Annotated in this window: 20 protein-coding genes; 7 read left to right on the top strand and 13 right to left on the bottom strand. The window is 66.2% G+C overall.

The features are described 5' to 3' along the window. Positions 1 to 26 precede the first annotated feature (26 nt). A complete protein-coding gene (locus IEW22_RS07225; protein WP_188585933.1) occupies positions 27 to 1406 on the top strand; it encodes an 8-oxoguanine deaminase in 1380 nt (459 codons plus the stop codon). 118 nt (positions 1407 to 1524) lie between these two features. Here the strand turns inward: IEW22_RS07225 and IEW22_RS07220 are convergent, their stop codons facing one another. Continuing rightward, positions 1525 to 3039, bottom strand: a complete 1515-nt coding sequence (locus IEW22_RS07220) for an MFS transporter (RefSeq protein ID WP_188585932.1) — start codon at positions 3037 to 3039, stop codon at positions 1525 to 1527. Between the two features lie 97 nt (positions 3040 to 3136). Between IEW22_RS07220 and IEW22_RS07215 the strand changes: the two genes are divergently transcribed. Beyond that, positions 3137 to 3835 (top strand): TetR/AcrR family transcriptional regulator, encoded by a 699-nt coding sequence (locus tag IEW22_RS07215; RefSeq protein WP_229742263.1) that lies wholly within the window; start codon positions 3137 to 3139, stop codon positions 3833 to 3835. Between the two features lie 9 nt (positions 3836 to 3844). On the opposite strand, the gene IEW22_RS07210 is transcribed toward IEW22_RS07215, so the two are convergent. From IEW22_RS07210 to IEW22_RS07190, 5 genes are all read right to left on the bottom strand, one after another. Next, positions 3845 to 4972 carry an LLM class flavin-dependent oxidoreductase gene (locus IEW22_RS07210; RefSeq protein ID WP_188585931.1) on the bottom strand — a complete coding sequence of 376 codons (1128 nt, stop codon included), beginning with the start codon at positions 4970 to 4972 and terminating at the stop codon, positions 3845 to 3847. Positions 4973 to 4977: 5 nt separating this feature from the next. After that, the gene (locus IEW22_RS07205) at positions 4978 to 5847 is read right to left on the bottom strand and encodes an ABC transporter ATP-binding protein (protein WP_188585930.1); all 870 of its coding nucleotides are present in this window, start codon (positions 5845 to 5847) and stop codon (positions 4978 to 4980) included. Next, positions 5844 to 6680 carry an ABC transporter permease gene (locus IEW22_RS07200; RefSeq protein ID WP_188585929.1) on the bottom strand — a complete coding sequence of 279 codons (837 nt, stop codon included), beginning with the start codon at positions 6678 to 6680 and terminating at the stop codon, positions 5844 to 5846. Before IEW22_RS07200 ends, IEW22_RS07205 begins: the two co-directional genes overlap by 4 nt. Next, complete coding sequence (locus tag IEW22_RS07195) at positions 6677 to 7690, bottom strand: ABC transporter substrate-binding protein (RefSeq protein WP_229742262.1); 1014 nt, start codon at positions 7688 to 7690, stop codon at positions 6677 to 6679. The genes IEW22_RS07200 and IEW22_RS07195 overlap by 4 nt, the downstream gene beginning before the upstream one ends. A gap of 247 nt (positions 7691 to 7937) precedes the next feature. Further along, positions 7938 to 9851, bottom strand: a complete 1914-nt coding sequence (locus IEW22_RS07190) for a pyruvate kinase (protein ID WP_229742261.1) — start codon at positions 9849 to 9851, stop codon at positions 7938 to 7940. Positions 9852 to 10009: 158 nt separating this feature from the next. Here IEW22_RS07190 and IEW22_RS07185 point away from each other — a divergent pair, with 158 nt between their 5' ends. Next, complete coding sequence (locus tag IEW22_RS07185) at positions 10010 to 10753, top strand: TetR/AcrR family transcriptional regulator (protein WP_188585927.1); 744 nt, start codon at positions 10010 to 10012, stop codon at positions 10751 to 10753. On the opposite strand, the gene IEW22_RS07180 is transcribed toward IEW22_RS07185, so the two are convergent. Beyond that, positions 10746 to 11513: a dioxygenase family protein gene (locus IEW22_RS07180; RefSeq protein WP_229742278.1), complete on the bottom strand. Its 768-nt coding sequence runs from the start codon at positions 11511 to 11513 to the stop codon at positions 10746 to 10748. The genes IEW22_RS07185 and IEW22_RS07180 overlap by 8 nt on opposite strands. A gap of 145 nt (positions 11514 to 11658) precedes the next feature. After that, a complete protein-coding gene (locus IEW22_RS07175; protein ID WP_188585925.1) occupies positions 11659 to 12780 on the bottom strand; it encodes an Lrp/AsnC family transcriptional regulator in 1122 nt (373 codons plus the stop codon). A gap of 31 nt (positions 12781 to 12811) precedes the next feature. Between IEW22_RS07175 and IEW22_RS07170 the strand changes: the two genes are divergently transcribed. Both IEW22_RS07170 and IEW22_RS07165 read left to right on the top strand, forming a co-directional pair. Next, positions 12812 to 14098, top strand: coding sequence for an MFS transporter (locus IEW22_RS07170; RefSeq protein ID WP_188585924.1), 1287 nt, complete (start codon positions 12812 to 12814; stop codon positions 14096 to 14098). Then, positions 14095 to 15525 carry an amidase gene (locus tag IEW22_RS07165; RefSeq protein WP_188585923.1) on the top strand — a complete coding sequence of 477 codons (1431 nt, stop codon included), beginning with the start codon at positions 14095 to 14097 and terminating at the stop codon, positions 15523 to 15525. Before IEW22_RS07170 ends, IEW22_RS07165 begins: the two co-directional genes overlap by 4 nt. A 51-nt stretch (positions 15526 to 15576) precedes the next feature. Here the strand turns inward: IEW22_RS07165 and IEW22_RS07160 are convergent, their stop codons facing one another. Together IEW22_RS07160 and IEW22_RS07155 are read right to left on the bottom strand one after the other, a co-directional pair. Then, positions 15577 to 16116 (bottom strand): GNAT family N-acetyltransferase, encoded by a 540-nt coding sequence (locus IEW22_RS07160; RefSeq protein ID WP_188585922.1) that lies wholly within the window; start codon positions 16114 to 16116, stop codon positions 15577 to 15579. A 52-nt stretch (positions 16117 to 16168) separates the two neighbouring features. Beyond that, positions 16169 to 17728, bottom strand: a complete 1560-nt coding sequence (locus IEW22_RS07155; protein ID WP_188585921.1) for a phospholipase C — start codon at positions 17726 to 17728, stop codon at positions 16169 to 16171. A 217-nt stretch (positions 17729 to 17945) separates the two neighbouring features. On the opposite strand from IEW22_RS07155, the gene mfd reads away from it, so the two are divergent. Together mfd and IEW22_RS07145 are read left to right on the top strand one after the other, a co-directional pair. Then, positions 17946 to 21677 (top strand): transcription-repair coupling factor, encoded by a 3732-nt coding sequence (mfd, locus tag IEW22_RS07150; RefSeq protein WP_188585920.1) that lies wholly within the window; start codon positions 17946 to 17948, stop codon positions 21675 to 21677. Continuing rightward, the gene (locus IEW22_RS07145; RefSeq protein WP_229742260.1) at positions 21674 to 22441 is read left to right on the top strand and encodes a MazG family protein; all 768 of its coding nucleotides are present in this window, start codon (positions 21674 to 21676) and stop codon (positions 22439 to 22441) included. Before mfd ends, IEW22_RS07145 begins: the two co-directional genes overlap by 4 nt. Here IEW22_RS07145 and efeB read toward each other — a convergent pair. The 3 genes from efeB to efeU are packed head-to-tail and all read right to left on the bottom strand — an operon-like array spanning position 22429 to position 26643. After that, positions 22429 to 23751, bottom strand: a complete 1323-nt coding sequence (gene efeB, locus IEW22_RS07140) for an iron uptake transporter deferrochelatase/peroxidase subunit (protein ID WP_188585919.1) — start codon at positions 23749 to 23751, stop codon at positions 22429 to 22431. The two genes, IEW22_RS07145 and efeB, sit on opposite strands and share 13 nt — an antisense overlap. A 13-nt stretch (positions 23752 to 23764) precedes the next feature. Continuing rightward, positions 23765 to 24964: an iron uptake system protein EfeO gene (efeO, locus tag IEW22_RS07135; protein WP_188585918.1), complete on the bottom strand. Its 1200-nt coding sequence runs from the start codon at positions 24962 to 24964 to the stop codon at positions 23765 to 23767. Next, positions 24961 to 26643: an iron uptake transporter permease EfeU gene (gene efeU, locus IEW22_RS07130; RefSeq protein ID WP_188585917.1), complete on the bottom strand. Its 1683-nt coding sequence runs from the start codon at positions 26641 to 26643 to the stop codon at positions 24961 to 24963. Before efeU ends, efeO begins: the two co-directional genes overlap by 4 nt. Positions 26644 to 26780: the final 137 nt, after the last annotated feature.

Here is a 26780-nt window from a genome sequence, read left to right as displayed (position 1 = left end):
TGCCCCCGTCCAGGAAGAAGTACTTCGTGAATCAGCAAGCGGCAACCACCGGTTCGTGTGATCTGCTCATCACCGGCGCCTACATCTACGTCGACGCCGGGTGGGAGATTTCGTCGGGGTGGATTGCGATCACCGATGGCCGTGTGGCGGGTGTGGGGGCAAACAGTGAACCGGCGCCCACCGCAACCGAGACGATCGATGCCGGTGGGCGACTGGTGACCCCCGGACTGGTCAACACCCATCACCACATGTATCAGAATCTGACGAGATCCTTTGCACCGGTGGTCAATGCCGATTTGTTCACGTGGCTGACGCAGCTGTATCCGATCTGGTCGCAGATCGACGACGAGTCGGTCTACCTGTCCACCTGGGTGGCGATGGCCGAGCTGCTGCTCGGCGGGTGCACGCTGTCGTCGGATCACATGTACGTCCATCCGCATGGTGAACTGATCGACGCCCAGGTGCGTGCGGCCGGGGACCTCGGCTTCCGCTTCTACGCCAACCGCGGGTCGATGACGAGATCGGTCGAGGACGGCGGTCTGCCGCCCGTCGAGGTGGTCCAGTCGCGCGATGAGATCCTCGCCGACAGTGAGCGTCTCATCGCGAGATACCACGACCCCGCGCCGGGGGCGATGACCCGGATGGCGCTTGCCCCGTGCTCGCCCTTCTCGGTCACCAGCGAGACCATGCGTGATTCGGCAGCCCTCGCCGAGAAGCACGACGTGCGTCTGCACACCCACCTCGCCGAGGACGGCGACGAACTCACCTACTGCCAAGAGGTGTACGGCATGACGCCGGTCGAGTACTTCGACAGCGTGGGCTGGATGCAGTCGCGGTCGTGGGTCGCGCACTTCATTTACCCCAGCCCTGACGAGGAGCAGCGGATGGCTGCCGCCGGCGTGGGGGTGGCGCACTGCCCGAGCTCCAACATGCTCATCGGGGGAGGTTCAGCTGATGTGCAGCGCCTGCGTGGGCTGGGTGCACCGGTCGGAATCGGTTGTGATGGTTCGGCGTCCACCGACCACGGCTCGCTGTGGCTCGAAGCGCGCGCTGCGCTCACGCTCGCCCGCTTCCGATGCGGGCCGACGTCGATGACCGCCCGCGATGTGCTCGACATGGCCACGCGCGGTGGTGCGAGATGCCTGGGATGGGAGGACGAGACCGGTCATCTGACTCCAGGTGCCTGTGCGGACCTGGTGATCTGGGGCGGGTCAGAACTCTCACTCGCTGGTGCGTTGACCGACCCGGTCGAAGCCTGGCTGCGCTGTGGACCGATGGCTGCCGACACGACTGTGGTGGCGGGGCGAATCCTGGTGCGCGACGGACAGATCCAGAACTCGGCGCTGGCTGAGATGCTGACCGCGCACCGGCGCGAATCGGCCCGCCTGCAGGGCGTGACCGCGTAGTAGCGCTGGGTGAATACACCAGTAGCACGTATACGCGAGACGAATCCTCATATGCGGGTCCGCGTTGCGTATACGTGCTACTGGTGTACATCACCGGCGTGTCAGTGCGCCATCGAGATCAGTGGGCCATCGGCACTGACTCTCCTTCGGAAGAAGGCAGTTTGCCGCTGCGCACCAGCAGTCCGGCCACGATGCCGCCGACCACGAAGACGGCCGTCGCGACCCAGAAGGCCACCGTGTAGGAATGCACCGCTGCCTGCATCGACAGCTCGGTCGCATTCTTCGCTGCCGCAGCATGACTGGTCACATACGACGCGGCTGCACTCGACACGATCGTGCTCAGCAGCGCGGTACCGACGGAACCGCCGACCTGCTGCATGGTGTTGACCGTTGCCGATGCCACACCCGCGTCCTGAGGGGACACACCGGAGACCGCTGCCTGCATAGCCGGTGCCATCGAGGCGCCGAGACCGACGCCCATGATGATCAACCCGGGCAGGATGTTCGCGACGTAGGTGCTGCTGTCGGTCAGCTGCGTGAGCAACCCCATACCGATAGCGGCGACGAACATCCCCGACATCATCAGCCAGCGAGGACCGAAGCGCGGCAGCACAACCGCCGTCGAGGTGGTCGCCACCACGATCACCGCACCGATCATCGGCAGGAAGGCCAGACCCGTCTTGATCGGCGTGTAGCCGAGATTCTGCTGCAGATAGTAGGTGAGGAACAAGAAGATGCCGAACATCCCGATCGCCGAGATGAACACCACCAGATAAGCGCCACCACGGGTGCGGTCGAGGATCACGCGCAACGGGAGCAGGGCATGCGGGGTCCGCATCTGCAGCCAGGTGAACACACCGAGCAGCACCACGCCGAGCACCAGCCAGGTGATGGTGGCCCAGTCGCCCCAGCCGTTGGTCTCGGCGTTGGAGAAGCCGTAGACGATCGAGAAGAGTGCGATCGACACCGTCACCACGCCGGGGATATCGAGCTTGGGATGGCTGTCGGACTTGTGCGACCCCACGAACAGCAGCGCGCCGACCAGCGCGATCGCGGCGATCACGAGGTTCACGTACAGGCACCAGCGCCAGCTCGCCCACTCAGTGAGCATGCCGCCGAGCAGCAGCCCCAGCGCGCCGCCGCCACCGGCGATCGCGCCGAAGATGCCGAACGCCTTCGCGCGCTCCTGCGAATTGGTGAACGTGGTGGTGAGCAGCGACAAAGCCGCCGGAGCCAGCAGTGCACCGAACATGCCCTGACCGGCGCGGGCGACGACGAGCATGTCGAAGTTGACCGCAGCGCCGCCGATGGCCGACATGACCGCGAATCCGACGAGTCCGATGATGAACGTCAGCTTGCGACCCATGAGGTCCGACAGGCGGCCGCCCAGCAGCAACAGGCTGCCGAATGCCAGTGCATAGGCGGTGACGATCCACTGACGGTCGGCGTTGTCGAAGCCCAGCGACGACTGCGCGTGGGGCAGCGCGATGTTCACGATGGTGGCGTCGAGGACCACCATCAGCTGCGCGAGTGCGAGGACACCGAGAACCACCCAGCGCAGCCGGTGGTGACGGTCCTCCGAGGATTCCTGAGGGGGCGACTGTGTGTCGACCCCGTCGCTTACTGTCGTCATGGCGCCTCCGAGTACTAGGTGGAGATAGTTCCTCCGGTTACTCAGGGGCCAACGGAGGGAATGCGGAGATTGTTCCTCCGGTTGTAGAGATGTGATGATGGCCACGACTGCAGGAGGCACAGCGATGGCATGCGGATGCACCGACGGCGCCGAAGACGGGCGTCCGCTGCGCGCCGACGCCGAACGCAATCGGCTGCGCATCGTCGCCGCGGCCAAGGAACTGTTCGCCGAACGCGGCCTCGAGGTGTCGCTCGATGATGTGGCAGCGGCAGCCGGGGTCGGCGTCGGCACCGTCTATCGACGTTTCGCCAACCGTGACGAGCTCATCGCCGGCGTGTTCGCCCAGCATCTGCGTGACGTGTCCTCGCAGGTCAGCGAGGCGCTCGACGCTCCTGACCCCTGGACCGGTGTGGTCCACCTGATGACATGGTTCGGCAGCGTGTTCGCCGAGGACCGCGGGCTGGGGGCGATCATGATGCGGGTGGATCATTCCCACCCCGATATCGAACCGCTCAAGAAGCAGCTCGTTGCGGGCGTCGAATCGGTCTTCGACCGTGCGGTGACGGCCGGTGCGGTACGTCCGGGCGTGGTGAACACCGACTTCTTCGGGATCTCGATGATGCTCTCGGAGATCGCCCGGAACACCGAAGCCACCGTGCCGGGTCTGTGGCGTCGCTATCTCGAGATCATGCTCGAGGGAATCCGCGCCGACGCCGATCGCGGCCCGCTGCACACGCCGCCGATGACCGACGACCAGGTGTACGAGATCCAGCAGGCCCTCGGCAAACGGCCGTAACCGGCGTGCTCAGCTCACCGGGACGGCGGCTTCGGGACCGGTGGAGGCCCGCGCGGCCTCGGTGGCACGAACGATAGGGACCACACCCTCGGCGAACCAGAACGCCTCTTCGATATGGGGCTGTCCCGACATCACGAAGTGGTCCACCCCGACCGCCCGATACTGCTCGATCAGATCGGCGACCTCGGCATGGCTGCCGACCAGTGCTGTTCCAGCACCGGGGCGGACCAGGCCGTACCCCGACCACAGACCCGGGTAGATCTCGAGATTGTCGATGTCGCTGTTCTGGGCCAGTTGGCGTCGTTGGCCCTCGGATTCCGACGCCAGCAACCGCTCCCGCGCGAATGCGATCACGTTCGGGTCCATCCGGTCGAGCAGGCGCCGCGCCTCGGCCCAGGCCTCCTCATGGGTGTCCCGGGCGATCACGTGCGCGCGGATCCCGAATGACAATGTGCGCCCGTACTTCTCGGCACGAGCCGTCACATCGGCGACCAGTTCGGCGACCTTCGCCGGCGGCTCGGTCCAGGTCAGATAGGTGTCGACACCTTTCGCCGCGACCTCACGCGCCGCCTCGCTCGCCCCGCCGAAAAAGACCTCCGGCGCCGGACTCGGCGGCCGCGCGACCATCGCTCCGGTCACCGTGAAGTGCTCGCCGCTGTAATCGAACGGTTGTCCCGTCCACGCCCCACGAACGATGTCGATGAACTCACCGGTTCGCTCGTATCGCTGCGTCTTGGTCAGGTAGTCGCCGAAACGCTGCTGCTCCTCGGCGTCACCACCGGTGACGATGTTGAGCGCCAGGCGATTCCCCGACAACTCGGCGAATGTCGACGCCTGCTGGGCTGCCAGCGTCGGGGTGATCAGGCCCGGCCGGAAGGCGACGAGGAACTTCAGACGCGACGTCTGCTGGATCAGTGCGGCGGTGGTGATCCACGCATCGGCGCACCACGTGCCGGTGGGAGTGAGTACCGACTCGAAGCCGAGCTGATCGGCGGTCTTGGCGACCAGGGTCAGATAGTCCAGCGAGGGTGGGCGGTAGGCCGAGGCGGTGCCGACCAGCCCGGACGACTGGAGCGCTCCCACCACCTCTCGGCCGTCGCCGGAGGTGGGCAGGAACCAGTGGAAATGTGCGGTCATCGCTATCAGATCTCCTGTGCGCGGGCGGGGGTCGCGTGAAAGTCGGCGGCACCGATACCCGCGGTATCGACACGATCCGTGCGGGAGTGGGATGGGCGCACATCCGCGCCGTGGACGCCGAGGTGGTCTAGTACGAGCTCACGCAGCGCCACCGCCTCGGGGTGTGCGCGTGACCGTGGGCGGGGGAGGGGCACTGACACGTCGTGCGCAATGGATCCGTTCTCCAGCACCAGGATCCGGTCGGCCAGTGCGACCGCCTCCTCGACGTCGTGGGTGACGAGCAGTGCGGTGAACCGGTGTGCATCCCACAGTCGCAGCAGCAGATCATGGGCCGACAATCGGGTGAGGGCGTCGAGTGCGCCGAAGGGTTCGTCGAGCAGCAGCAGGTCGGGGTCGCGGACCAGCGCTCGTGCCAGTGACGCCCGCTGTGCCTCACCGCCGGACAGTGTCAGCGGCCAGGCGTCCGCCCGATGGTCGAGTCCTACCTCGGCCAGGGCCGTACGCGCACGCGATTTCGGATCGGGCCCATCGAGGTTGAGCGAGACGTTGGCCACCACCTTGCGCCACGGAAGCAGGCGCGGTTCCTGGAATGCCACCGCCCGCGAACCGTGGACCTCGATACTGCCGCCGTGTCCGGGATCGAGCCCGGCGATGCAGTTGAGCAGCGTCGACTTACCCGAGCCCGATCTGCCGACCAGCGCCACGATCTCGCCGCGATGCAGTGTCAGATCGATGCCGTGGAGTACCTCGGTGTCGCCGAACGAGCGGGTGACACCCTGCGCCTGCAGCGTCAGGGCGCGATCGCCGGCGCCGTCGTGGGCACCTCGTCCGTGGGCACCGGGTCGGTTCCGGTGTGGTGCGGAGATGTGGGTCATCGCGCGATCCTCCATCGCAGTAGCCGGCTCTCGAGAAGGCGCACGAGCGCATCGGTGACGAATCCCAGCAGTGCATAGATCACCAGGCCGAGAACGATGATGTCGTTTCGGAAATAGGTGCGCGCGTTCATGATCAGATATCCGAGGCCTGCATCCGCGTTGATCTGTTCGGCGACGATCAGCGACAGCCATGCGACTCCGAGCGAGAGCCGGAAGCCCGTCAGTGCGCTCGGGAGCGAGGCTGGCAACACCACGTACCACGCCTGTCCGAGAGTCCCGAGTCCCAGGGACTTTCCGGCCTCGACCAGTTTCGGGTCGGTGCCCTGGATGCCGGAGACGAGGTTCAGGTAGAGCGGGAAGAGCACTCCGAGTGCCACCATCAGGATCTTGGGTTCTTCGCCGATGCCGAACCAGATGACGAACAGCGGGATGAGGCCGAGGAAGGGAACGGTGCGCAGCATCTGCAGCGGCGGGTCGATCGCGTACTCGGCGACGGTGAAGAAGCCCACCAGCAGGCCGAGAATCACGGCCACGGCCACGCCGATCACGAGTCCGATCGCGACGCGCTGCAAGGACACCGTCAACGCCGACTGCAGCTCACCGTCGGACCACAACTCCGTCGCCGCTGACCAGACCTGGGTCGGCGCAGGCAGTTTCGACTCGGAGATCAGACCCGAACTCGACGCGATCTGCCAGAGCGCCAGCAGTGCGATTGGGGAGATCAGGCGCAGCAGCGATCGCCACGACCGGCCACGCCGCCGAACCGCCGCAGAACTCGCGGTCGGTTCGACGGCTGCCGCGCTACGGTTGCCCTCGACAGTCGAGGCCGTCACTGTGCGGTTCCCGCGCTGACGTCGGAGTTGAACCGGTCGTCGAAGTACTCGGCGGCCTTCGGTGCCGACGAGATCTCACCGGCGCCGTGGAAGAGATCGATCAGCTCCTGCTGCTGTGCGATCTGGGCATCGCCGATCGGCACCAGTACGCCCTTACTCGTCTCGAAGGTCGCCTTGGCAACGGGCGCAGGAAGTTTGGTCAGCTTGCTGAAGGTGGGGATCCACTCGTCCTCGTGGGTACCCGACCATGCCAGTGCCTTGGTCAGACGTGTCACGAAGTCGCCGAGAGCCTTCGACTTCGCCGAATCGGCGAGCGCCGCGTCAGAGGCGAGGTAGTAGCTCTGCAGCGTCGTCACACCCTTGGCGTCGCCGATGATCTTGCCGTCGGCCTGCGCGACACCGACCGCGGTGTAGGGATTCCAGACCGCCCAGGCGTCGATCTGGTGTGACTGGAACGCCGAGAGTCCCTCGGTGGGCTGCAGGTACTTGACGTTGACGTCGGCGGGGGTCAGACCGGCCTTCTTGAGCAGCCCGAGCAGCAGTCCGTGCGAGCTCGACCCCTTGGCGACACCGATCGACTTGCCTTTGAGATCGGCGATCGAGGTGGCGGTGGAGCTCTTGGGGACGAGCAGGAAGTCGTTGGCCGCCTGGCGATCCTGCACGGCGACGATCTTGACGTGCGCGCCGGATGCCTGCGCGAACACCGGCGGTACGTCGCCGGTTCCACCGATGTCGACCTTGCCCGCCGAGGCTGCCTCGAGCAGCGGCGGGCCGGACTCGAATGACGACCAGGTGATGTTGTAGGGCAGATCCTTCAGTTCACCGGATGCTTCGAGCAGCGACTGGGTCTGACGTACCTGGTCGCCGACCACGAGGGTGACCTTGTCGCCGGATGCACCGCTGGCCGAGGAGCCGCCCGAGTCGCTCGACGACGAACACGCGGACAGCCCGATCGTCGCGGCGACGACAACGGACAGTGCGGCGATCGAACGCCGTCGGATGGTGAACACTTCTGCTCCTCTGTGATGTGCGCGGTGACGCGTATGGGCGGGCGCCCGAACAGATTGCGTCCGGCATATGGTGCACACCGGATGAGCCGCCGATCCAGAGGGCGGCACGCGACAGCAACTCATCGCCGCTCAAAGCTGTTGTGGCACAACGGGAGAGTCTTTACGATCAGAGCGCGTCGAAATGGCTCGAATCGTCCATCAGCGCGAGGGCTGAGGCGATCCGCGCGAGGGCGGGACTACGCGCCGGTCAGTGATGCGGGTCCCAGGTCCCGAGCCTGTTGAGGATGGGGCGCTTCTTGTCGATATGCCCCTTCATCCGCGCCAGGATCTCGCTGAGTGCCTCGATGGCGTCGACGATGTAGGGGCCCTTGTTGAGCATCACGCATTCGGCGCGTTCACCGGCGGCGGCGTCGGTCACCTCCGCGCGGGTGGGGATGCCGTGGTCGGCCAGCGAATCGAGCACCTCGGTGGCCCAGATGACGGGGATGTGGGCGGCCTCGCACAACCAGAGGATCTCCTCCTGGACCTCGGCGAGACTCTCGAATCCGACCTCCACCGCGAGATCGCCGCGCGCGATCATGATGCCGACATTGTCGGTCTGCATCAGCTGCAGCATGATCCACAGCAGATTGGCGAACCCGGCGGCTGTTTCGATCTTGAGGACGACGCCGAGATCGGCTGCGTTGCGTTCGGCGAGCAGCTTCTGCAGTTTGGCGACGTCGGCGGGTGTCCGGACGAACGACAACTCGACGAAGTCGGCGATGTCGACCACGGTGTCGAGATCCTGCACGTCTTGAGCGGTCACTGCATCAACGGGCAGCGACGTGTCGGGGAGGTTGATCCCCTTCTGCGCCTTGAGTTTCGTGCCGGTGGGTGCCGCGCGGGTGATGTTCACCGAGATCTCGGTGTCGCTCGCGGCGGTGGCGACGCCTTCGATCTTGCCGTCGTCGAACAGCACCCGATCGCCCGCGCGCACCGCGCCGAAGGCCTCGGGGAGGCTGCAGCCGATGCGGTGGGTGGATCCGTCGGAGGGTTCGGACGGGGTCATGTCCGCGGTGAGAGTCACCGTGTCACCGCGGAAGATCCGGTGCGCCTGCGCCACGGGTGCCACCTCACCGAGAATTGCGGTGGTGCCGCGATGGGCCGACACCACGGTCCCCGGCACGAGGTACATGGTGCGGTCGCAACCGACGAGCACGCCGGAACTGCCGATCGCGAGCACCTCGAGATGACGGTGCCGGCCGCGCGCGTCGTACAGGCTCAGGGTGTCACCGACGCGTCGGGCAGCCACCCACTCGACGCCGTCAACCGGTACGGCGACGGTGATCTCACTGTGGCCGGGTGCCTCACCGAACCAGCAGCGCGTCGGGGTCAGCACAGTGCCCAGGGCGTTGCGGCGCGGGCGGACCTTGATCACCCGCGGGCCCTCGGCGATCGGGCCGGTGCGCAACTTCGGACCCCCGAGATCCATCGCGATACGCAACGATGAGCTGGTCGAGCGGATGTGTGCGGCGATCGCCCGCCAGGTGCCCGGATCGTCGTGGGCGCAGTTGATCCGGGCGTCGTCCATGCCGGCGGTGGCGAAGTGGGTGATCAGATCCGGGTCGGTGGCGGCGTTGGAGGGCATTGTCACCATGATGCGGGTGCTGCGGTCGGTCGGCTCACCACCCAGGAGGTCGGCGGCGTTTCGCGCGAGGATGTCACCGCCCTGTTGCGCTTCAACTCTCGCACCCGCGACGGTGATGGTGCGCTCATCCACCGACGTTCCCGACTGATCGAGTGCGTCATCGATGATGCGGATGACGGCCTCGAGATTGCCCAGGACGCCGGCCTCCATACGTCCGAGGGAGGACAGCCCCTCGGCGGCAAGCGCGGGTTGGAGCTCACGCAGGTCGTGTGAGCGCACCGCGCCGTAGTGCACCATGTTGACGGCCCCGTTGCGATGTCGCGGGGCCACGGCCTCGATTTGTTCGGCGCACTGCTTCTCGGCGTCGAGTGCGTCCTCGCGCAGAGCAGAAACCTTGGCCCTCAGATCGGACAATCGCGTGCTGCGTTCGGCCTTCGACGCGGGCACGCGGGCCTCGGGAGTATCGGTCTCCGATGGTGCGACCTCCACAGCAGAGGAGGTGTCAGAGCTGCTGCCGGTGTTGCTCTCGTTCACGATCGGTGCCTTCCATTCGGAGGATCCCCAGCCGTGCTCAGCCCCGATTCTAGCGGTGTCACCGTGTACCGTGGCCCGATGATGAGGTGATCGCCGGCCTCGGGTGCACGGCGTGGGGCCGTATCCCGTATCACCGCCGAGTAGACGAGGAAGGTGCGATGGCCACCGATCAGCCGACTGCGTCAGAACGGGTGAAACGGGCGCCGCGGGCGCGGATGACCGGGGCGCAGCGACGTCTGCAGCTGATCGACGTGGCACGGGGACTCTTCGCCGAACGGGGCTTCGAGGCCACCTCGATCGAAGAGATCGCACAGCGCGCGGGTGTGTCCAAACCGGTTGTCTACGAGCACTTCGGAGGCAAGGAGGGCCTCTACGCGGTGATCGTCGACCGCGAGATGGAGACCCTCCTGGACATGGTCACCGCCTCGCTGACCGAGAACCGTTCGCGTTTCCGCGTACAGCAGGTGGCGCTCGCGCTGCTGACCTACATGGAGGAGCGCACCGAGGGATTCCGGATACTCGTTCGCGGTGTGCCGACGAATACCGGTGAGACCGTGACCTATTCGAGTCTGCTCAATGATGCGATCAGTCAGGTCGAGCACATCCTCGCCGGTGATTTCCAGCGACGTGGGCGTGATGCGTCACTGGCGCCGCTGTACGCCCAGGCCTTGGTGGGGATGGTCTCGTTCACCGCTCAGTGGTGGCTCGACGTTCGTGAGCCGTCCAAGGAAGTCGTCGCCGCTCATCTGGTGAATCTGTGCTGGAACGGCTTGTCGCATATGGAAGATCACCCCGTCCTGGTCGATCCGGCCGGTGAGCCGTTGCCCGACGACGATGCTGTCGGTGACGAGGCCGTCGGGCGCGATGCGGGGGGTCGGGACGTCAGCGGGAAGGTCAGTTGACCACAAGGCTGCGTTTGGCCAGCCCCATCCAGAATCCGTCGATCACCTGATCGGGGATGTCCTCGGGCTCGTCGGCCGCACCCAGCGTGACGAACAGTGGTGCGAAATGTTCGGTGCGTGGATGCGCGTAGGGCATTCCCGGTGCCTTGTGGGTGAAGTCCACGAGGGATTCGATGTCACCGGCGGCGAATCGCTCACGGGCCCAGGCGTCGAACTCCACCGACCATCCCGGAGGGGTTGCGTTGGGGCGCGAGTCGGTCAGGAACGGCAGGCCGTGTGTGGTGAAGCCCGATCCGATGATGAGTACGCCCTGATCGCGCAGTTCGCGTAGTCGACGTCCTACCGACAGCAGAGTGGTGGGGTCGAGGGTGGGCATCGACACCTGCAGCACCGGGATGTCGGCCTCGGGGTACATGACCGTCAGCGGTACATACGCCCCGTGGTCCAGACGCCGGGTCTCGTCGCGGTGGATCGCCTGACCGTCGGGCATCAGCGCGGCGACTGCGTCGGCCAGATCCGGTGCGCCGGGGGAATCGTAGGTGGTGTCGTAGTAGCGCTGCGGGAAGCCCCAGAAGTCGTAGGTCAGCGGCACCCGCGAATCGGTCGCACCCACGGTCAGGGGTGCGGCCTCCCAGTGCGCCGACACCACGAGGATCTGGCGGGGGCGGGGGAGCTTGGTGGCCAGTTCTTTGAGCTCGGAGACCCAGCGCACGTCGTCGACCAGCGGCGGTGCGCCATGGCTGAGAAACAGTGCCGGCATCCGCCCCGTGGGGGCGTCTGTCGAACCGTGCGCGTCTGTCGAACCGTGCGCGTCTGTCGAACCGTGCGTGTCTGGTGAATCAGGCACCTGGGTGGGGTCGCTCATGGTCCTCAGTGTAAGCCGATTAATCGGACTACGGTCCGTTTCAATGCGAATCTGTGACGGCCATCGCACGTCGCAGCGACGGATGTGCGGCGGTGAAGGGCTCGAAGCCCACGAATCCGACGGCTGAGCCATCGGGGCCGAATAGTCTGCTCATGCGCTTGATCTGGCGAGTGATCATCACGGTGTCGACTGCGCGGACCCCGCGTCCAGTGCCCCAGAGTCGTCGTTGCAGTGCATAGCCCTCGGCGGGTGTGCGCAACCAGAATTGGGTCAGCAGTTGATGATCACCGGTGGTCGCGACCACCAACCGGGTTTCGGAGCGACGGACGATCGACCGGGCGAACTCGGCGGGATCTTCATCCACCGCGAGCATCGCGAGCATCGTCAACGGCCAGCCGGCGGCGGTCTGGCTGATGTCACAGCGCATGTGCAGGCGGTGTTCGCTCTGCAGTGCGCCGATTCGTCGGCGAACCGTGGCCTCGGAAATCCCTGCCGCGGCGGCGAGTTCGGTGAACGATGCGCGCCCGTCGCGCCCGAGGGCGTCGATCAGACTCCGGTCGCGGTCGCTCAGCGGCGTCCGCCGGCGGCGTGACGAGGAGAACTCCACGAAACCGTCTCGCGGGATCGGGTTGGTCAGCACACCCGGCTCCCAGGTCGTCCCGTCGTGAAAGGTGTGCAGGAGTGTGACCATGGCGACGTCGGTGACGCCGCGCATCGCCGCAACGGTGAGGATGAACGCGTCGGCGTGTGTCGCCGAGGTGAGTGCGACCGCAACGAAATAGTCGTAGCGGCCGTCTGTTCGCTGGACCATGAACGTCCAGGGTGCCGCGGCCAGGGCGGCGCCCACTTCGCGGATCGCACTCGAGTCGCATTTGATGCGCCCGTACATCACCGCGCCCGACTGTTCGTCGGAATAGCCCATCACCCATGCCAGACCGCGATGCTCCAGGCGCTTCCAGCGTCGAGCTGCCGTCGATGCGTCGATCCCCAGCGCGTGGCCCACTTCCGACCATGATGCGCGTGGAGAGATCTGCACGGCGTGGATGAGTTCGAGTTCCGGCTCGGTTAACTGCCTGACCGAATCCGGCTCCAGATCTTGCTCAGTGCCGAATATCAGCGATTTGACGTCATCGATAGTCGGAAAGCTTACGTTCACCTCCACCGGTTGAACCCCCTGCCTACTGGAGAGACGAATGAATCCCACGACGAAGACCACCGTATGGCTTCTCTTCATCGCATGGTCGGTGGACTACATCGATCGCCTCGTCATCAATTCGGCGTTGCCGCAGATCGGCCACGACCTCGGCATCGACCACGGCCAGCGCGGCCTCATCGTGTCGGCGTTCTTCGTCGCCTACGCGCTCGCGCAGCTGCCGGGTGGCCTGATCGCCGACAAATACGGCGCGCTGCGTGTGGCGGTGCTCGCGCTGATCGCCTGGTCGTTGTTCACCGCGCTCGCCTTCTCCCTGGTGTCGATGCTGATCATCCGGATTCTCTTCGGATTCGCCGAAGGCGTGTTCCCGGCGGCCGGCTTCAAGTTGCTGTCGGAGCGGACGACCGCGGCCGATCGGATGGGCGCGACCGGCGCGGTCCAGGCATCCAACGCCGTGGGTGCACTGCTGGCCGCGTTGATCGCCGGCGTGGCGCTGCCGTTGATCGGATGGCGCGGGATGTTCGCGGCGATCGCCATCATCGGTGCACTCACCGCAGTGTTGCTGCGATGGAAGATGCCCGAGGCGCTGACCTCGACGCAGCGGGGCAGTGACACTGCGTTGTCCGGGATCACCATGCGCACATTGCTGCGCAATCGCGCGATGTGGATGTTTGCGATCGCCTTCTTCGGGTACGACTTGTTGGTGTGGGGTTCGCAGACCTGGGCGCCGTCCTATCTGAACGAGGACAGGCATGTCGGACTCGGTACCGCCAGCCTGCTGATGGCGTTCCCGACCATTCTCTCGGCGGTGATGATCGCGGTGAGCGGCAGGTGGTCGGATCGGTTGGCCGGGCGACCACGACCGCTGGTGATCCCGTCGATGCTCGTCGCCGCAGTTCTCATCGCAGTGATGCCGTTGTGCCCCAACGTACCCACGCTCGTCATCTGCATGACCGTGGCATCGGCGGTGGCCGCCATCGCCTACATGCCGACCTTCGCTCTCGCGATGAGAGGTCTGCCGCCGGAGGTCGCGGGGACGGCCTCGTCGATGATCCTGCTCGGCGGCATGATCGCCGGTGTGGTCGCACCGACTCTCGTCGGCGTGATCATCGACGAGTTCTCGTGGACAGCAGGATTCGTGTTCCTGGCGATCGGCCCGATCATCGCCGTGATCGCGACCCTGTGTGCCCCAGCGGATGCGAATGCCTTCCGAGCCGGCTTCGGTGCCGCGGCAGGCAGCTCGACCGACTCCGGTTCGCAGCCACCATCGCATGACCATTTCACCGACCAGACCGTTGTCGACACCGATGTCAAGGAGACAAGATGACAAATCCGCTCGTATACGCCAGTGCCACCGATGTGCTGGCGCAGTTCGCCTCCGGGCAGCTTTCGCCGGTCGAATACCTCACCGCGCTTATCGATCGTGCCGAGAAGGTGGAGCCGACGATCAACGCCTTCTGCGAAACGCTGTACGACGAAGCCCTCGCTGCCGCAACGACGGCGCAGGCGGTCTATGCCGATCGGGAGGCGACCCCGCGTCCACTCGAAGGTCTGCCCATCGCGACCAAGGAGAAGCATGCGATAGCCGGGCGCACACTGACCGAAGGATCGTTGGCGCTCAAGGGAAATATTGCCCTCGAGAACGCGCCGGTGATCGACCGGCTGCTCGCCGCCGGTGGGATCATCCACGCCCGCACCGCGACTCCCGAGTTCTCCATCGCGCTCTACACGCAGAGCGACATGTGGGGTGTCACAAGGAATCCGTGGAATCCCGACTTCACTCCGGGCGGCTCATCCGGTGGTGCCGGTGCCTCCCTCGCCGCCGGCTCCACGCCGCTGGCCACGGCGTCAGATATCGGCGGATCCACGCGTGGGCCTGCGTCCTTCACCGGGACAGTCGGTTTCAAGGCTCCCTACGGCCGCATCCCCGGCGCGGGTCCGATGTCGATGGACTACTACCGCGGTGACGGGGTGATGGCCAGGACCGTCTCGGATGCGATCCTGTTCGCCAACCAGCTCATCGGTCCCGATCCCCGCGATCACGCCACGGTGCCCGCGATCACCCTTCCGCGCGAATACGACGATGTCGCCGGGATGCGCATCGCGTTGTGCTACCGGCTCGGCGACTATGTGGTGGACCCGCAGGTGATCGTGAACACGCGTGCGGTGGCGCACGCACTCGAATCAGCGGGTGCGATTGTCGAGGAAATCGAATTGCCGTGGCGCAGTGAGGAGATCGTCCTCGCCTCGGCAGGCCACTTCGGCACCATGATGGCGCAGATGGTCTACTCCACCGTTGATGGCCGAGTCGACGAGCTGACCGATTATGGACGTGCGTTCGTGGAGATGCTGCGTCCCATCGCCCGCACCGACGAGGTCAACTACTTCCGTTCGACGCAGATCGAGACGGGTATGCAGCGCGCGCTGGCCGAGGCGATGACGGGATACGACGCGCTGATCTGCCCCACATCGGCGTCCACTGGCCTGCCGGCCGGGGACACGCTCGCCGACGGGGTCGACATCGACGGAACGCACGTCCCCCTCTCACTGCTTGCGTTGATGACGCTGCCGTTCAACATCTGCAACCGGTGCCCGGTGCTCGCGGTCCCGTCGGGTCATGCCGACAACAACGTGCCGACCGGTGTCCAGATCGTTGGCCACACCTACGACGATCCGACGGTGTTCCGGATCGGCACCGCCATCGAAAAGCTGCGGCCGTGGGCATTCAGCCTCGACCACAGTCCGCGGTTCTGACGAGCACCGGCGATCACGTCGAGCTGGTCGGCAGACGCGGTGACGTCTCGGTTACCCCGTCGGTGGTGCGTCGGCGCCGTCGACGGGGTCGAGCGAATACTCCAGCATTCGGCAGTCCACCCAGCGATCATGTTTGAAGCCCACACGTGACAGTGTTCCGGAGTCGGTGAAGCCGAGGCGTGTGTGCAGGGCGATCGAGGCGGCGGTCTCCTCGGTCACCGCGATCACCGCGATGATGCGGCGCACGGTGTCCACCGACGCCGAGGTCAGCAGTGCCGCGAGCAGTCGCCGTCCCGTCCCGTGGCCGCGGTGGTCGGGGTGGAGGTAGATGGTGTCCTCCACAGTCCAGTCATAGGCCTGTTTGGCGCGAAACGGCGCCAGATAGGCGAAGCCCACGACGGTGCCGTTCTCGTCGGCCGCGGTGAGGAAAGGTCGTGCGGCATCGTGGATTCCGGCCATCTTCACCTGCCATGCGTGTGCATCGGGTGACTCGTAGTCGAAGGTGATCACCGTGTTGTCCACGTAATACCGGTAGATCGCCGCGATCTCGGCGCTGTCGGATGCACTCGCCGGGCGGATCGTGATCGTCATGACCCGCAGCGTACCGTCGCACGCCCGGCCCAACCGTGGACGATCCGACAGATCAGATCAGGCCCGACGGCACCCGTTTCGTCCCGCTGGCCTGCCGGGGCATCGCATTCGGCGGTACCGGGAAATTGGGCGCCGCGTTTGCCTCGGAACCCAAGCCGATCTGGACCCAGTTCTGCGCTGCCCCTGCTGCGGGGTCGGTGAACGGACGTGCCCGCGGGGCAGGATCGCTGAGCGCAGGCTTCTTGGCGTTGGGCGCATGTGCGAAGTCGAATGCTGAGGTCATGTCCCCGGTGGTCTTGCGCCGCCAGGCAGTCAGGTTGGGCACCTCGACGCCGAATCGACGTTCGATCAACCTGAGCTGCGAGGTGTGGTCGAACACCTCCGAGGCGACGAGTCCCCCTCGGCTGTAGGGCGAGATCACGAAGGCGGGGACGCGATATCCCAACCCGATGGGACCGCGAATGCCCTCCGAGGAGGTGACCGAGTTGATGTTGGGTACGGTCACGAACTCGCCGGGTGTTCCCGGCGGCGGGGTCGGCGGGGTCACGTGATCGAAGAAGCCGCCGTTCTCGTCGTAGCTCACGATCAGTGCGGTCTTCTCCCAGACCGCCGGATTGGACGTGAGGATGTCGAGCAGCTGCACGAGTCCGACGGCGCCGAGCGCCGCGGGAAGCGCCGGGTGTTCACAATCGATCAGCGGGGGGATGACCCAGGACACCGCGGGCAGCCGGTCGTTCTTGACGTCTTCGATGAACGTCCCCGGATAGGTGGGGTCGATGCCGCGGCGATGGAGTTCGGAGTTGGGGTCAGCCGCCTGTTTGAAGCACACCATCATCCCGTCCAGGATCACCTGCGAGATCGGGCCGACGTCGCGGTTGTTGTACATCTTCCAGCTGACCCCGGCGTCGCGGAGGTTATCGGGCATCGTGCGCCACGAGTAGGCGTTGACCGGCAGTCCCGTCGGCGTCCGCAGAAGCGGCCCGCCGTGCGTGCCCTCGGGGTCGAGGTTCGCACTCATCCAGTAGAGCCGGTTCGGATCGGTGGGGCCGATCACCGAGCAGTGGTAGTTGTCGCACAGGGTGAACGCGTCGGCGAGCTCCCAGTGCACCGGGATGTCAGCGCGTTCGTAGTAGCCCATGACCGCGGGTGCATTCTGCGGACCGTTTGCCTTGATGGCATTGGGCAACCAGCCGTTGTTGCGGCCGTTGTTCCACGCGCGGTGCAGGCCACCCCAGGAGTGATCGGGGTCGTTGATGATCTCCCCGGCAAGGCTGGCACCACGGGTCGTGTCCAGGCGGAAGGGCAGCGTGTAGCCGTTCTTGGTCGGGCCCTTGCCCGGTGCCCAGCCGTATTGCTTGAGCGACTCGGGGTCCTCGGCGAATCCGCGTACTCCCGCGCGGGTCCCGAAGTAGTGGTCGAACGAGCGGTTCTCCTGCATGAACAGCACGATGTGCTCGATATCCGAAAACGATCCGGCTCCCGCCGGGTCGGCGGCGTAGGCGCGGTCGATGATCGGGTTGGCCCAGTTCGCGAGGAACGCCGTGCCACCGACCGCGGCGACGCGTGCGAAGAAGTCCCGTCGGGACATACCTGCGAAGGGGCCAGAGGCCATGTCGAACTCCTTGAATTCCTGTGACCGTACGTGCGACCGGGCAACGGTAAGCCGGATCCATGAACAGGAGGTGACAAACCGTGAAACGTGTGAATCAGGCGTCGGTGGCCTGCGTGACAGGAAGCCGGCGCGTCGTTGTCGCTCACGTCTGTGTGGTCACCGCGGGCGCAGCAGCCCACCGGTATGCCGACTCCGATGCGCGGAATAGACTCGGGGTGTGTCTGCTCCGCTGTCCGGTCTCGCCGAGATCGCGTGCGACGATCGGTCGATCGCAGGGGTGAGGGAGCGGTTCACCCGCCCGACCCTTGACATCACCGGACCGGACGCGTCTCGCGCGTTCGTGGTCTCCGCACTCGCCGCTGCCGCTGCTTCCTCATCCGTCTCGTCATCTGCTGATCCGGCCCAGTCTGATCCGGCCCAGTCTGATCCGGCCCAGTCGGATTCGTCCCAGTCTGATTCGTCCACCGCACCCGCGCCGATACTGGTCGTCGCGGCCAACGGCCGTGAGGCCGACGATCTCGTCGCCGAACTCCACGACATCCTCGGCGATCGGGTGACGCAGTTCCCGTCGTGGGAGACGCTTCCGCATGAGCGGCTGTCACCGAGCGCCGACACTGTCGGGGCGCGGTTGGAGGTCCTCTACCGGCTCTCACATCCCGCCGATGCCACGTACGGTCCGCCCTTGTCGGTGGTGGTCACCACGGTGCGCTCGCTGGTGCAGCCGATGGCACCCGGGTTGGGCTCGCTGGTACCGATCACGCTGCGCGAGGGAGTGGAACTCGATTTCGACGAGCTCACCGAGCGCCTGGTCGAGATGGCCTACGAACGTGTGGACATGGTCGGACGCCGCGGCGAGTTCGCTGTGCGCGGCGGCATCCTCGATGTCTTCCCGACAACGGCGGATCATCCTGTGCGCGTGGACTTCTGGGGTGACGAGATCGCCGAGATGCGTGCCTTCTCGGTCGCCGATCAGCGCAGTCACCCCGAGGTGGAGACCTCGGTGGTGCACATCCATCCCGGCCGTGAGCTGATCCTCGACGAGGATGTGCGTATACGTGCGGGTGAACTGGCGTCCGGCCGCGCCCCCGCGGATCCGGTCACGGAGATGCTGACCAAGCTCTCGCAGGGCATTCCGGTGGAGGGTATGGAGGCCCTCATCCCCGCGCTGGTGCCCGGGCGTATGCAACTGCTCACCGAGGTGCTGCCGGACGGCAGTCACGTGCTGGTGCTCGACCCGGAGAAGGTACGCACACGCGCGGCCGATCTCACCAAGACCGGCGAGGAATTTCTCGAGGCATCCTGGGCCGCAGCGGGTTTCGGTGGTGATGCGCCGATCGACGGCGGCAGTCTCGGTGTCGACCTGGCCGCGAGCAGCTACCGCCCGCTCGACGCGGTCCGCGACACCACGATGGCCTCCGGGCGGCCTTGGTGGACGCTGAGTCCACTGGCCGCAGGGGTTCCCGACGATCTCGACGACGACGAGATCCATCTCGACCTCGAACCGGGGCCGGCGCCGCGCGGCGCCGAGGACGCCGCGGCGACGACCTTCGCCTCACTGCGCGCACACGTGTCCACCGGTGGCCGCGTGGCGCTGGTGGTCGCGGGCAAGGGTACGGCCGAGCGGATGGCCGAGCGGCTGCGCGAGGCCGAGGTACCCGTGCACATCGGCGAACCGGGGTCACAACCCGTGCGCGGTGCGGTGACGATCCTGTGCGGCACTTTGCGCCACGGAATCATCGCCCCCGACGCCGGATTAGTGGTGGTCACCGAACCCGATCTCACCGGTGCGCGCGTCACCGGTAGTCGAGACGGCAAGAAGCTGCCAGCCAAACGCCGCAACCAGGTCGATCCGCTGGCACTGAAGGCCGGCGACATGGTGGTCCACGACCAGCATGGCATCGGTCGGTTCGTGGAGATGATCGAGCGCACCGTCGGCGGCGCCCGCCGCGAGTACCTCGTCATCGAGTACGCGCCGAGCAAGCGCGGCCAGCCCGGCGACCGGCTGTTCGTGCCGATGGACGCTCTCGACCAGTTGTCGCGATACGTCGGCGGCGAGCAGCCCGCGCTGAGCAAACTCGGCGGATCGGACTGGCAGAACACCAAACGCAAGGCGCGCAAGGCCGTTCGCGAGATCGCCGGCGAACTCGTGCAGCTGTACGCCGCACGCCACGCCTCGCCGGGCTTCGCCTTCTCGCCGGATACGCCCTGGCAGCGGGAGATGGAGGACGCCTTCGGGTTCACCGAGACGGTCGATCAGATGACCGTCATCGGTGAGGTCAAGAGCGACATGGAGCGGCCCGTCCCGATGGATCGCGTCGTCGTCGGTGACGTCGGCTACGGCAAGACCGAGATCGCCGTGCGCGCCGCGTTCAAGGCGGTGCAGGACGGCAAACAGGTCGCGGTGTTGGTCCCCACGACCATTCTCGCCCAACAACATCTGCAGACGTTCACCGAGCGGATGGCCGGGTTCCCGGTACGGATCAAGGGGCTGTCGCGGTTCACCGACGCGCGCGAGTCGAAGCAGACCATCGACGAGATGGCCACCGGCGGTGTCGACATCGTGATCGGTACCCACCGGTTGCTGCAGACCGGGGTGCGCTGGAAAGACCTCGGTCTCGTGATCGTCGACGAGGAACAGCGATTCGGTGTCGAGCACAAGGAACACATCAAATCGCTGCGCACCCACGTCGACGTCCTCACGATGTCGGCCACGCCGATCCCGCGCACGCTGGAGATGTCGATGGCCGGCATCCGCGAGATGTCGACGATCCTGACCCCGCCGGAGGAGCGGCATCCGGTGCTCACCTATGTGGGCCCCTACCAGCCCAAACAGGTGGCCGCGGCGATCCGCCGCGAACTCCTGCGCGACGGGCAGGTGTTCTTCGTGCACAACCGCGTGAGCTCGATCGACAAGGTGGCCAAGGAGGTCGCCGAGATGGTGCCTGAGGCTCGCGTCGCTGTGGCGCACGGCCAGATGGGTGAGGATCAACTCGAGCGCACCGTCTCGGGCTTCTGGAACCGGGACTTCGATGTGCTGGTGTGCACCACGATCATCGAGACCGGTCTGGACATCTCCAACGCGAACACCCTGATCGTCGATCGCGCCGAGGCGCTGGGCCTGTCGCAGTTGCATCAGCTGCGCGGACGGGTCGGACGTTCACGCGAACGCGGATACGCCTACCTGCTCTACAGTCCCGACAAGCCGCTCTCGGAGACTGCATACGACAGGTTGTCGACGATCGCGCAGAACAACGAACTCGGTGCGGGTATGGCGGTCGCGCTCAAGGATCTCGAATTGCGTGGTGCGGGAAATGTTCTCGGTGCCGAGCAGTCCGGCCATGTCGCCGGGGTGGGTTTCGATCTCTATGTGCGACTGGTCGGCGAGGCCGTCGAGGCCTACCGCGCGGCCGCAGACGGCAAACCCGTTGCGGTGGAGGAGAACAAGGAGGTCCACATCGACCTCCCCGTCGACGCGCACATCCCTGCCGAGTACGTCGACTCCGACCGCCTGCGGCTGGAGGCCTATCGCAAACTCGCCTCCGCGACCGACGACGCCGGACTCACCGCGGTGGTCGATGAACTCATCGACCGATACGGGCCGATTCCCGACGAGGTGTCGCGGCTGGTCTCGATCGCCAAACTGCGGCTGCTCGCGCGGGAAATGGGGGTCACCGAGATCGGTGCCACCGGGACGCAGATCAAGGTGGCGCCGCTCGATCTGGCCGACAGCAAGCAGGTGCGTGTGAAACGTCTGTTCCCGCAGTCGAATTACCGTGCGACAACCTCTGTGGTGACCATGCCGATACCGCGGACGGGTGGTGTGGGTTCGGCGCGTGTCCGCGATGTCGATCTGGTCCAGGTGGTCGCCGACCTGCTGCTGGTGGCGCGCGGGGATAACCCCGGGACGGTGAGCATGCGCGTGCGCACCGGTGCCGAGGAAGCGGTGTGAGCGAGAGCGGAGGGGTCGGCTCCGGCCCTGACCCTGCCGATCTCGAGCAGGCCGATCCCGAGACGGCCGATCGCCGCGCGGGAGCGCGCTCGGGTGAGGCGTTGCTCGACGCGGTCGAGTTGATGGATCGCCTCCGCCGGCAGGGGCCGTGGGAGAGCACGCAGACCCACGACTCGCTGCGCCGGTACCTGCTGGAGGAGACCTACGAATTCCTCGACGCCGTGGACTCCGGCGACCAGCGGCATCTGCTCGAGGAACTCGGCGATCTGTTGCTGCAGGTGCTGTTTCACGCCCGCGTGGCTGCCGATCATCCCGACCACCCGTTCGACATCGACGATGTGGCCAGGGCTTTCACCGCAAAGGTCTCCGATCGCACCCACGGTGTGCTGGACGGGCCCGTCGATCTGGAGACACAGCTGCGCCAATGGGAGGAGCGTAAGGCCGCCGAGAAGAAGCGGGATTCGGTTCTCGACGGGATCGCCACCGCGCAGCCGTCACTGGCGCTGGCGCAGAAGGTGGTCGAGCGGCTCGATGCGGCAGGCTTTCCGGCCGGGTCGATCCCGTCGACGGTCACAACGGTGTCGGTCGTCGGCGGTGAGGCCAGTGTCGAGGACGATCTGCGGCGCGCGGTGCTCGCGTTCATGCAGACCGTGCGTGCGGCCGAGGATCGTGCCCGCGCAGCCGGTCTCACCCCGCGCAGCGCCGACCAGTGGAGACGCTTCTTGGGCGAGCCCGGCTCGGGCGACCACGATCAGGCGACGTAGCCGAACATCGTCTTGCCGTACCAGTCGCCGACCGCGGTCAGACCCGGCGGCACGGCGAACAGTGAACTCGAGATCGGTGCGATGTACTCGTTGAGCCGGTCCTGTGCCAGGTTGTTCTGGATCCGCACGAACTGCTCGTGCGCGTTCTTCTGGTAGGCGATGAAGAACAGCCCTGCGTCGAGAGTTCCGGTGCGCGTGTCGATCCCGTCGGTGTAGTTGTAGCCGCGCCGCAGGATCTGCACACCCCCGTTGGTGTCGGGATGGGCCAGGTGCACATGGGAGAAGCGTTCGACCAGCGGCTTGCCGTCTGGACCCTTCTTGGTGAAGTTCAACGCGGTGAACTCCGAACCACCCGAGAGTGGGGCGCCGGAGTCCTTGCTGCGACCGAAGATGGCTTCCTGGTCGACGATGTCGTCGGAATCCCATGCCTCGATGTGCATGCGGATCTTGCGGGCGACCAGGTAGCTGCCGCCCTTCATCCACTCCTGGTCGCTCTCGTCGCCGACCCACACCCACTTGTCGGCGATGTCGGGATCCTCGGCCTTGATGTTGGCGGTTCCGTCCTTGAATCCCATCAGGTTTCGGGGAGTCACCTGCGAGGTGGAGGTCGCCGACGCGCGACCGAAACCTTCCTGGAGCCAGCGCAGCGTGACCACGCCTCGGCCGATGCGCGCGAGGTTGCGCACCGCGTGAAAGGCGACCTGCGGATCCTCCGAGCACGCCTGAATGCACAGATCCCCGCCGCTGATCGTCGGGTCGATGGAGGAGTCCACCGCGAGCTGGCCCAGTGGCGCGAGTGCCGCCGGCTTCTTGTCGGCCAGACCGAAGCGGTCGTCGAACAGTGATTCACCGAAGCCCACGGTCACCGTCAAACGGTGCGGGCCCAGGTCGAAGGCCTCGCCGGTGTCGGCCGGTGGGGACCCGGGCTGGGTCTCCACCGGCCCGACCGGCTTGCCGACGGTCAGCAGACTCGCCGCCGCCGCCCACCGTGCCAGCATCGTCTGGAGCTGGCTGGTGATCACCGAGTCGTTGACGTCGAATGCCGCGAACACCATCGAATTCTGTTGGGGAGTGACGATTCCGGACTGGTGGTCACCGTAGAAGGGCTCGGTGGCCGCACCGGCGTCGGTGGTGTCGTCGTTGCCCACCACATAGCCGGTCGCGCCGCCGGCCGCCGCTCCGACGACCAGCCCGGCACCGGCCAGGCCTGCACCGGTGAGGAATCCGCGCCGACCGATACCCCGGCGCCGTTGCGGTGCGGACCCCTGTCCCGGTGTGTTCGAGACCTCGGGGGAATTGTCATCACTCATCACATACTCGAATCTAGCTGGCGGCCGCGACCTTGCCGCCGGCCTCGGCCAGCGGATCCTTGACGGCGATCACCGCGGATGCCAACTGACGTTTCTCCTCCGCGGTCAGCTCCGTGTAGAGCTTGAACCCGCCCGGCTGGTTGGGGTCACGCAGTGAGTCCACGTAGTTGTCGACGTTGGCGAATGCCTTGGTGATGGTGTCGCTGAGCTGCGAATCGATCTCGGAGAGAGCGGGTTTGACCATCGCGAAAGCCTGTTCAGAGCCTTCGATGTTGGCCTGCATGTCGAGTACGTCGATGTGGGAGTAGAACTCTTCCTCGCCGGTGAGTTTGGTGGTCGACACCTCGTCGAGCAGATCACCGGCACCGTTGACGATGTCGGCGGGGGAGAAGCCGAATGTGGGCTTGTTCACCACGGTCTGCAGCAGTTTGACGTTGGTGAGCAGTTCGTCGGCGACCGGCTTCATCCCGGTGAGCGACTTCTCCTCGAAGAGACCCTTCTCGAGCACGTGGAAGCCGGTCCACTTGTCGGTGGGGCCCACCGCGGCGGGGCGGGCATCGATGGCGAAGTCGAGTGAGACCGAGGCGTTGTCGGAGCAGTCGGTGGCGCCGTTGGTGCAGAATGCACCGGCGACCGGCTCGATGCGCTCGTAGTACGGGCGGGTCTTGGGGTAGAGATCCTGGGCGGAGGCGAGGTTTCCGGAGTCGACGGCGGCGGTGAGCTGTCCGGTGTAGTCGACGAGGCTGTTCACCTGCGTCACCACGTACTGCTTGTAGTCGACCGTTGCCTGCTTGAGCTGATCGGCGACAGTTCCGGTGGCCGCGGCCGCCTTGCCGGTCACGGTGAAAGCGGTCTTCTCGGTACTTGCTCCGGGGCAGTACAGCTCGTAGCTGCCGCCGTCGAGCTTGTGGGAGAACGAGACCGCGGCCATACCCGGGGCGATGTTCTCGCGCTCGGCGAGGATGCGGTTGTCCTTGATCAACTCCACCTCGCTGACCGCGGCGGCGTTGGTATTGGTGATCGAGAACGTGATGGGACCGGCGTCGACCTTGTCGGGGGTCGCCTTGCAACCGTCATTGGTCATCTCGACCTTGACGGTCTTCGTCGCACTCGAACTGCTGTCCTTGCTGTCGTCTTTGCTGTCCGAGCAGGCGGCGAGCGACACCATCGTGATGACGGTGGCGCCGACGGCGAGAATAGGGCCGGCCCTCATTGAGTTATCTCCTTCTTTTCGTGCGTGTGCTGGTCTTCGGTGAGTGGGATGTGGTCGGATCCACCGGGGGCGGTGGTGTCGGCGTCGCGATGGCCGCGCCGGTGCCACGGCCATACGCAGACGGCGAGCGCGAGCAGCACTGCACCGATGACGGTGAGTGTCAGCGGCACCGAGAACCCTCGGGTGTGGTGGGCGTCGAGTTGCTGTTGGTCCTCGACGATCGCATCGGCCTGAGCCGCATCGGCCTGATGGATGTTCTGCGCGCGCACGACCTTGCCGAGCACGACGGCCGAGCCCGAGCGCGGTGTGGCCGTTGCCGTGAGCACCCAGTTCACGCTCGCCTGCATCGGATGCTCGAAGGTGGGATCGAGGGCGGCGGTCACCGTCGCCGAGGCCACGTACACCACCGGAGCTGACTCACCGAAGGTCTGCGTGTTCAGGCCCACCGGGGTGCGGCCACCGTTGCCGGCGATGATCTGAGCCAGTGTCACGGTGGTGGGCGCGTCACGGACGAAGGCCGTCACGTCGATGTCGGGTGAGGCGAGGGTCGTCCAGGTGTGCGCGGAGACGCCGAACAGATCGGTCTCGTCGGGTCCGACGAGATTCTTGAGCTCGGTGGTGGTCCCGGCCGCGGTCAGACTCATCGTCGGCGGTGTCGTGCCGCCATCGTCGGTGCGCACGGTCACATCCGCGGGGGCGGTGACGGTGTGGCCGGCGAGGATGCCGTCGGCGGTGGCCGCGGATGCCGCGGGTAGCCGCAGCGCCGCCGGGGTCGGGGTGGGCTCGGAGGGGGCGGTGGCCCACACCGCGGTGGCCGCGATCAGCGCGCCGACGCCCACGAGTGCACCGGCGACCGCCATCGAGCGGCGGGGCAGCGGCTTGCTCTGGGGCCACAGCACGAGTGCGCCGACGATCACGATGTAGAGCACCCAGCCGACGACCTCGATGAGCACCGGTCGCGCCTGGATGCCCAGCACACCGGTGAGCAGCGACTCCTGGATCGAACCCGGCCGTACCAGCCAGGTGAGATCGACGACCTGCTGCTGTCCGACGTTGAGCCAGCCGGCCTCGTGCGCGGTGTGCAGCGCGGTCATCGTCAGACCGGCCGCCACGAGTACCAGAAGCAGGCCGGTGAACGTGAAGAACTTGGCGAGGTTAATGCGCACGCCGCCGCGGTAGATGCCGTATCCCAGCACCACCGCGATCCCGATACCCAGCAGTGCGCCGATGGTGGCGGGCACCGCGTTGTGGCTGGCGTTGAAGGCAGCGACCAGAAAGACCGAGGTCTCCAGCCCCTCGCGCAGCACGGCCAGGAATGCCATGCCTGCCAGCGCCATCGCCGAGCCGGAGACCATCGCGTCGGATGCGGCGCTCTCGATCTCGCGTTTGAGATGGCGGGAGTGGTTGCGCATCCAGACGATCATGTAGGTGACCATCGCGATCGCGATGGCGCCGATGACCGTCTCGAGTCCCTCCTGGGCGCGCTGGGGCAGTTCCGAGGAGATGACCTCGAGCGCGATCGCCACACCGACGCAGATGACGACGGCCACGACCACGCCGGCCCACATCCACTTCAGCGCCTTCTGATGGCCCTGTTTGCGGAGGAAGGCGGCGATGATGCCGACGATCAGGGCGGCCTCGAGGCCTTCACGCAGGCCGATCACGAGGGTGGCGAACATGGAACTCCCTGCTCTGGAGGAGGCGGGTGCTCCCCAGAACGTCTGGATGCGAGTCCGCTCCGTCGATCACCTCGATCCCGGTGACCGGAATGCGTGACGCCGGCCAGCCTCGCCTCGGCCGACTGAACGACGGTTAG

It is taken from the genome of Gordonia jinhuaensis (assembly GCF_014639795.1).
Classification (GTDB): domain Bacteria; phylum Actinomycetota; class Actinomycetes; order Mycobacteriales; family Mycobacteriaceae; genus Gordonia_B; species Gordonia_B jinhuaensis.
Note: the sequence above shows the minus strand (reverse complement) of the source record. Positions and strands in the feature narration are given on the sequence as shown.